Annotated in this window: 5 protein-coding genes; 4 read left to right on the top strand and 1 reads right to left on the bottom strand. The window is 67.1% G+C overall.

The genetic code is table 11. The annotated features are described in order from the left end of the window. Window positions 1-140: 140 nt before the first annotated feature. Complete coding sequence (locus FL311_RS39195; protein ID WP_228557381.1) at window positions 141-2,033, top strand: AAA family ATPase; 1,893 nt, start codon at window positions 141-143, stop codon at window positions 2,031-2,033. Window positions 2,034-2,899: 866 nt separating this feature from the next. On the opposite strand, the gene FL311_RS39190 is transcribed toward FL311_RS39195, so the two are convergent. Continuing rightward, window positions 2,900-3,466, bottom strand: coding sequence for a hypothetical protein (locus FL311_RS39190; protein WP_141332759.1), 567 nt, complete (start codon window positions 3,464-3,466; stop codon window positions 2,900-2,902). Window positions 3,467-3,576: 110 nt separating this feature from the next. Here FL311_RS39190 and FL311_RS39185 point away from each other — a divergent pair, with 110 nt between their 5' ends. From FL311_RS39185 to FL311_RS39175, 3 genes are all read left to right on the top strand, one after another. Beyond that, window positions 3,577-4,713, top strand: coding sequence for an alpha/beta hydrolase (locus FL311_RS39185; protein ID WP_141332758.1), 1,137 nt, complete (start codon window positions 3,577-3,579; stop codon window positions 4,711-4,713). A 109-nt stretch (window positions 4,714-4,822) separates the two neighbouring features. After that, window positions 4,823-5,566, top strand: coding sequence for an RICIN domain-containing protein (locus FL311_RS39180; RefSeq protein WP_141332757.1), 744 nt, complete (start codon window positions 4,823-4,825; stop codon window positions 5,564-5,566). A 261-nt stretch (window positions 5,567-5,827) separates the two neighbouring features. Next, the gene (locus FL311_RS39175; protein ID WP_141332756.1) at window positions 5,828-6,991 is read left to right on the top strand and encodes an alpha/beta fold hydrolase; all 1,164 of its coding nucleotides are present in this window, start codon (window positions 5,828-5,830) and stop codon (window positions 6,989-6,991) included. Window positions 6,992-7,098 lie beyond the last annotated feature (107 nt).

The raw sequence follows: 7,098 nt of genomic DNA, 5'->3' as shown, positions 1-7,098 counted from the left end.
ACGTCCACGTCGGGGAACTCCTCGGCTCCTCTGTCAGGAGGAGACCGGTTCGGTTGGTTTCACCGAGGAGCTTCCCTCTTTCCCGCTCGTCCCTCCTCGCCATCTACACACTTATAGGGACACGACCGCTCGCGTCGCCCTTGCTGGTCACCCGACCACAAAACGAGTGGACCCTGTGTGCAAGTGGAAGCACGGCGGGGCTCGAAGCGGCGCTTCCCAACGTCGTCTATGTTCCAGCACTTCGCGAAACGACTGAAGAGACGGACGTGGAGGCGAAAGCCTCATCGATCCGCAAGATCGTGAACTCGTTGTTCGACCAGCACCTGGCGAACCACGACAGGGTCGTTCAGTTCAAGAAGGCCGCGTCGGAACTCCAGTACCTCTTCGCCACCGAGGGCAAGCACCGGGTCGTCGCCAGCATGGAGGAGAAGCTCACGGAGAAATTCAAGGAGCTCATCAACATCAGCGCCGAGTTCACGTTCGACGCACCCGATGTGACCGCGGACCTCGCGAGCAGCACCCGATTCCGGGTGGTCGATTCGGGCCTGCCCACGCGTCCGGACCTCCAGGGCCATGGCGCGCAGCGGTCCATCGTCCTGGCCCTGCTCCAACTCTACGTGGAGCAAACGAGGCAGAGTGTGTCGCACGAGCAGCAGCACATGCTCTTCTTGATTGAGGAGCCGGAGATCTATCTGCACCCCGGGATGTGTCGGAGGATGCGCGACACCCTCCTGAAGATCGCGCGGAGCGGTGTCGGCCAGGTCATCTGCACGACGCATTCGCCCGTCTTCCTGGACCTCGCGGATCGCCACGATGGCATCGTCATCCTGCGCAAGAAGGACGGTCATCCCGTTGCCACGCAGCGCATCCAGGACGTGTTCGCGCAGTCCGACGAGGACCGCGAACAGCGCTCGAGGCTCCGGATGTTGCTCAACTTCGACCCGGCCGTGAACGAGGCGTTCTTCTCCGAGCAGGTCTGTCTGGTCGAGGGGGACTGCGAAATCGCGGCGGTTGAGGCCACTGCGAGGAAGCTCCAGGACCTCGGTGAGCTGGACATGTCCCGGTACCTCCTGGCGAGGCGTGCCACCACCTTCATCAACTGCCGGGGGAAATGGACGATTCCGGCGTTCCAGAAGGTCCTCAATGCCTTCGGTATCGAGTACCGCGTCATCTACGACAAGGACCGCGGAGCGAATGCGGACCTGGCGAACGCGAAGATCGACCAACTCCAGATGGAGGAGGGTCGCAAGCTTACCCACGACCCGAACTTCGAGGAGTACATCTTCGGTGAGACATGGGGGAAGGACAAGCCGTGGACCGTCACCCAGAGAGTCGGTGAAGCCACGTCGCTCAACGAGCGGCTATTGGCTTTCTTTGCCTTCGCGGTGGGACGGCCGCTTGCTCAACTGAAGCCGCAGCCCGTGGTTGCCGCCAGCGTTCAGGCTCTTCCGCATCGAGCCCAAGGACCTGCTCGGCGCAACCTCCGGAACAGGCTCAAGGAGTACACGGTTCCACAAGAGGTGCTGCAATCCGCACGCAACCTGAACCAGCTCTTCCGTATCGCCGCCGGTCCAAACCGTGATCCAAATCCGGATTCGCACCACCCGCTCCCCAGTATCGACGGAACGAAGGTCGATGCGTTCGCCATCGTCACGGGCTCTTCGATGGCGGACACCTTGCAGGACGAGGACATCGTGGCGCTCAGGTTCCTGGACGGGGTCTATCTGGATCCGGTTGATATCTCGGAGCCCCCATCGAACTCCTCGTTGCCGGGCATCATCGAGAACGATGGCATCTATGTGCTGGCGGCCAATGACTACATCGACCAGCGGGCATACACCATGAAGCGCGTGAGAATCGCCACCAAGCCTGACGGGACTTGGAACTGCGAAATCCATGCTGACAATCCAGAGGCGTTCTGGGGGCACAGGGGCCGCTTCAGCATCGTGAAGACGGACCGGGTTCACTTCGCCGCGCAGGTGATTGGGCTGGTTCGTGGTGCGGCCCCGGAACCCGAGCCTTCGGGACATTGAACTTCGGCTCCATGCCCACGCGACGGGTACAATCCCCCGGGTTTGCGGCTTGTCGTAGGGGCCGGATTGGGAGTGCGCGGTGCCGCATTGGCGGGAGGTGCTTCCTGACAGTCGAGGCAGCCTCCCCCTGGGTGGAGACCTCGTCCGCACGGACGCGTCGGGCCCGGCGGACGCCGCGGTCGCCATTCTTGGCGTGTACCCTGCCGCGACGAAGCTCTCCAGGTGGGAACATGATGGGCTGGTGTGCAACCTTCCGACTCAGGTCGAGCGGACCTCGTTCGAGTCGTCCTCCCGCTCCGGAAGGGACCTGGATGCGCGCTACCTCGCGCCGCTCGGTCTCAATCGGAGCTCCGTCCTCATCACGGACCTCTGGCCCTATTACCTGTCCACCACGGTGACTGGGAAGCGCGGCCGCTCGATGGCGGACAACGTCGCGCGCTACGAGGCAGAGACAGGGAGGCGGACTGCCGTGGAGCCACGGCCTGCGCCAGATGAGCTCCTGGCGCGCTCCCGGGAGCTGCCGGGTAATCTCGACCGACTCGCAGAGGTTCTCGGGAACCCAGCGCTGAGGCTCTTGCTGACGCTCGGCACCGAGGCAGCTGCGTTCGTTCGAGGACTGACGTCGATACGAGGTGCTCAGAAGCATCTCTATGGGGCGGCCGTTGAGCTGGAGCCATGGGGGCGGCCGCTCTCGATCGTGCATCTGACGCATCCAGGGAATCTGATGCGCAAGCTCTCGGGATGGCAGCGGCGCCACGAAGACTGGTGCTCCGCTCTCGGGCACACGCTTGTCGCCCAGGCGCGTCGACGTTGAACTTGCGCTGGATATTGCCCCGCCAGGTTGGAACTCACGAGGGCCCCCAGCCTCAGTGCCTGGCGGGGTACAGGCGTTCCAGTTCCACATGCCAGCGAGCGACCTGTTCTGGAGTCACTTCGAGACGCGTGAGCCATGCCTGGAAGTAGTGCTCCAATTCGACGGACCGGGGATGCACTCCCCGGTGATGTCGAAGGAAGTCCTTGTAGTTCTGGACCTTGTCGGCGCGGAGCATGTCGTTGACCTCGGGCTCCGTGCTGAGCGTGATGTCCTCGGGCCCCTTCAGTCCCGGTCGATGGGACAGGGCCGCGTTGGCCGTCTCCCGGTAGTCCAGCGCGAGCGCGAGGACGCGCGGGTCGTCGCTCACCCCGTCGATCGGTGGCAGGGAGAGGTCCGCTCCCGTGGCGAGTGCTCGGGCCCACGCGGCGGCGCGTTCGTCATCGTCCTGCACCAGTGGGTGCAGGCAGTACGCGCGTTGGGCCTGCTCGCTCGCGCCCAGGGCCCTTAGCACCCACAGTCCCTCGTCGATGTGGTGCATGTACGGTACGCCGGAGCGTCGAGCGCGTCGCTGTCCGTAGAACGTCTGAATCGCGAGGTACTCGCGGGCGCTCGCATCCATTCCGCGAGGATGGCAGTCGGCAGCGGCGGGCGCCATCTTCGACAGTCAGTGTTTCGTGGGGCATGGCGCAACCGGTCCCAGACGCGTACCGTCCAGGGGCTCCGAACTCCATGCCGACCGTCCTGGCGCTGCTTCACATCCTGGGCTGCGTGCTGCTCGCCGCCGTCTTCTTCGCTCCCGCCGGAGTGCCCACGCTCGTCCACCTGCTCAAGGGCATCCTGCGCGAGTACAGCCTGATGATGCTGGTGCCCGCGCTCTTCACCGCGCTCGTGGCCGTCTGGTGCGCGCACGCGGACGTGTGGAAGTGGCTGCGCTGGGGGACCGCCGCGTCCGCGCTGGTCGTCGGATTCCTCGCGATATGGCCCGCTGGCTCCGCCTGGCGGATGGCCCGTGCGAACGGCCTCCCGCTCGACCTCCGCGCATATCTCCGGCCTCTCGTCGGTGCTCGCCCCCTGCCGAGCCAGACGGTTCGCTTCGCCGAAATCGCGGGGCGCGACCTGCACGCCGACATCTTCCTTCCCCCAGGCGTTCCATCCATTCCACGCCCGGCGGTGCTCTACTTCCACGGAGGCGGTTGGCGCGGCGGTGAGCGCGCGTATGCCCGCGCCTGGGCCGACTTCCTCACCGCGAAGGGCTACGTCCTCATCGCCCTCGACTACCGCCTCTTCCCGCCCGCCACAGGCATGACGGCTCCGGGCGACGTCAAGTGCGGCATCCGCTGGGTCAAGGACCACGCGGCGAGCTACGGCATCGACCCAGCTCGACTCGTCCTGTTCGGTGAATCCGCGGGTGGGCACCTCGCGATGCTGGCGGCGTACTCCGCGGGCGACTCCCGCCTTCCTTCCTCCTGTGGTTCCGCCGCAGACACCTCCGTCGCCGCCGTCATCAGCTTCTACGCACCGGGCGACCTGGTGGCCCACGCCGCGCACAACGCCGACACGCTCGTGGGCTTCACCGGTGCTCCACTGGCCGGTCACCGCGAGCTGTACGAGCTGCTCTCTCCCATCCACCACATCGGTCCACGCGCTCCACCCACGCTCCTGCTCCACGGAGGCGCCGACAGCGTCGTGCCGCCCGAGGCCTCCCAGGAGATGGCCGCCCGGCTCGCCCAGCACGCAGTACCCCACGCCCTCTTCACGCTCCCGTACGCGGAGCACGGCTTCGACATCTGGGACGGCGGCTTCGGCCGACAGCTCGCCCGGGGATGGGTGGGACATTTCCTCCAGCAGTACGCGCCCGTCGAGTGACGCGGGCCGGGCGTGAATGAAATCCCCGGCCCCCCGTCATGAAGAGCACACGGTGAGCGGGACAGCGAGAGCGGCCCCGCCGCGGTGATTCCAGACAAGGAGAAGTCCCATGTTGGCGGTTCGCGGTGGCTCCGAGGGTGTTCGTGCGCGTGAAAACCGGTCGGCGAAGGGCAGGGGCTGGATGGCGCTCGCGCTGCTGCTCCTGCCGATGACGGCGGCGGCGGGCCCTGGTCCCGATTACCGCTGGGACGAGTCTCGCAACCGCCCGGGTCCCAACCGCTGCCACAGCTCCTCGGAGTGCGACGGCGCGCGCACCTGCAGCCCCGCCGGGTGGTGCCAGGGCGAGGCCCGCCCGACTCCGCCGCCCCCGCCGCCGGGCCGGGGCCATGGTCACGGCCGCGATGAGCCGCGCCACCAGCGCACCTCCTTCATCCGCAGCAAGCTCGCGGGGCTCGTGCTCGACATCGAGGGCAACAACCGCTCGCTCGGCGCCGGACTCATCGCCCACCGCGCGAAGTCCCACCGCGAGGGCAATGACAACCAGCAGTGGGAGCTGGTGCCCACCCGAGGCGGCTACCTCATCCGCAGCAAGCTCAACGGACTCGTGCTCGACATCGATGGCGCGAACAAGGCACCGGGGACCCGGGTCATCATGTGGGAAGCCCACGGCAGCCCCAACCAGGTGTGGAAGCTCGTGCCCGGTCGCGCCCGCGGCACCTACTACATCCAGAGCGCCCTCAATGGCTTCGTGCTGGATGTCGAGGGCGCCAGGGCGGATGGCTCGGGTCGGCTCATCGTCTACCCCAGGCACCGCAAGGCCGCCGACAACCAGCTCTGGCACGTGGAGCCCTGAGCCACGCCCCCAGGGGTGAGCCTGGCGGCACTGCTCGAACAGGGTGCCGCCTTCGTCATTGTTCGAATCACCACGACGAACGTGGCCCAGGAGGGCTGGGGCGTGTCGGCTGCTTCACTGCGACGGCTCGGGACTCGGAGGGGTGTCACCCGAGGAGCCGTGTCTGGCTTGTGAGCCGCCGGCTCGCTCTTCGAGACTGGCCGCTCACGCTGGCATCCTCGTCCCCCCTCCTGCGCGCGCGGCACCCTCCTGGGAGTCGTCATGCCTGTCTCGTTCAGGTGCGTGGTGTCCCTGGCCGTCCTGGTCCTCGCGTGCTCTCGCGGCTCGCCCCAGCCGCAGCAAGACGAGCTGCCGCCCTTCTACCGCACGCCTGACTCGCTCCCGACCTCCGCTCAAGGCGATGTCCTCCGGCACGAGCCGCTCACGGGGGTCGCCGCGTTGGAGCAGGCGGGGAGCAATGAGCTCGTGCTGTATCGCTCGGACGCGGTGGCGGGAGAGCGGCCCATCGCGGTGTCCGGCATCATCGCGCTCCCGAAAGGTGAGCCGCCCGAAGGCGGATGGCCTGTGATTGCCTGGGCGCACGGGACGGTGGGCGTGGCCGACAAGTGCGCGCCGTCGCGCGATGTCCTGGGCTCGAGCGCCCACTGGTTCAATCAAGCGCCACATCGGATGCTCAACTACTTCCTGAGCGAGAAGAAGTGGGCCGTGGTGATGACCGACTACGAGGGGCTCGGCACGGAGGGACGGCACCCGTACCTGCTGGGGCGCTCTCAGGCGCGAGGCGTGCTCGACAGCGTGGTGGCGGCGCACAAGCTGTACCCGGGCAAGCTGTCGAAGAAGTACGCCATCGTGGGCCACTCCCAGGGCGGACAGGCGGCGCTGTTCTCCGCGGCCGAGGCCCCGGAGCGGCTGCGAGGCAAGGACCTGGAGCTCGTGGGCGTGCTGGCCTATGCGCCGGGGTCCGCGATGCACCTGACCTTCCCGCTCGCCGTGCAGGTCCCGGAGCCCTCGCCGGAAGGCGCGTTCATCCCCCTCTTCCTCGCCGGTGCGTCGGAGGGTGACCCCGAGGGGGTGAAGCTGGAGCAACTGCTCAAGCCCCAGGCCCTGAGGCTGTTCGCGGAGGTCGACACCAAGTGCCGCACCGAGCTGAGCCTCAAGGACTCCTGGGGGAGCTTCGTCCCCAAGGGCAATGTGATGAGCGAGACGGCGAACTGGCCACCGCTGCTCGCGCAGCTGCGCGCGATGCATCCGGGGTATCTGCGCATCGGAGTCCCGGTGCGACTGGTGCAGGGGGCCCTGGATGCGCGCGTGAATCCGGCGCAGACGTGGGTCGTCCGCAACGAGCTCATCGCGCGTCAGGCCTCGATGGAGTACGTGGGGTGCCCGGTGGCCGACCACTTCGGCGGGGTCTGGCTCTCATCCTGAGCACGCAGCCCGGTGGACCTGAGCGCGCAGAGGGGCGAGCGTGAGGTCGATGGCGGCGTCCCAGCGCTCGGAAAGCACCAGGGAGCGGAGGTCGAGCACATTTTGAC

This window comes from Myxococcus sp. AB025B (assembly GCF_006518215.1).
GTDB lineage: Bacteria > Myxococcota > Myxococcia > Myxococcales > Myxococcaceae > Myxococcus > Myxococcus fulvus.
This window is presented reverse-complemented; position numbering and strand designations above follow the sequence as displayed.

Excerpts from the sequence above, each read along its gene's own strand:
- FL311_RS39190 (WP_141332759.1), bottom strand. The coding sequence starts at position 3,466 with ATGGATGCGAGCGCCCGCGAGTACCTCGCGATTCAGACGTTCTACGGA.
- FL311_RS39185 (WP_141332758.1), top strand. The coding sequence starts at position 3,577 with ATGCCGACCGTCCTGGCGCTGCTTCACATCCTGGGCTGCGTGCTGCTC.
- FL311_RS39180 (WP_141332757.1), top strand. The coding sequence starts at position 4,823 with ATGTTGGCGGTTCGCGGTGGCTCCGAGGGTGTTCGTGCGCGTGAAAAC.
- FL311_RS39175 (WP_141332756.1), top strand. The coding sequence starts at position 5,828 with ATGCCTGTCTCGTTCAGGTGCGTGGTGTCCCTGGCCGTCCTGGTCCTC.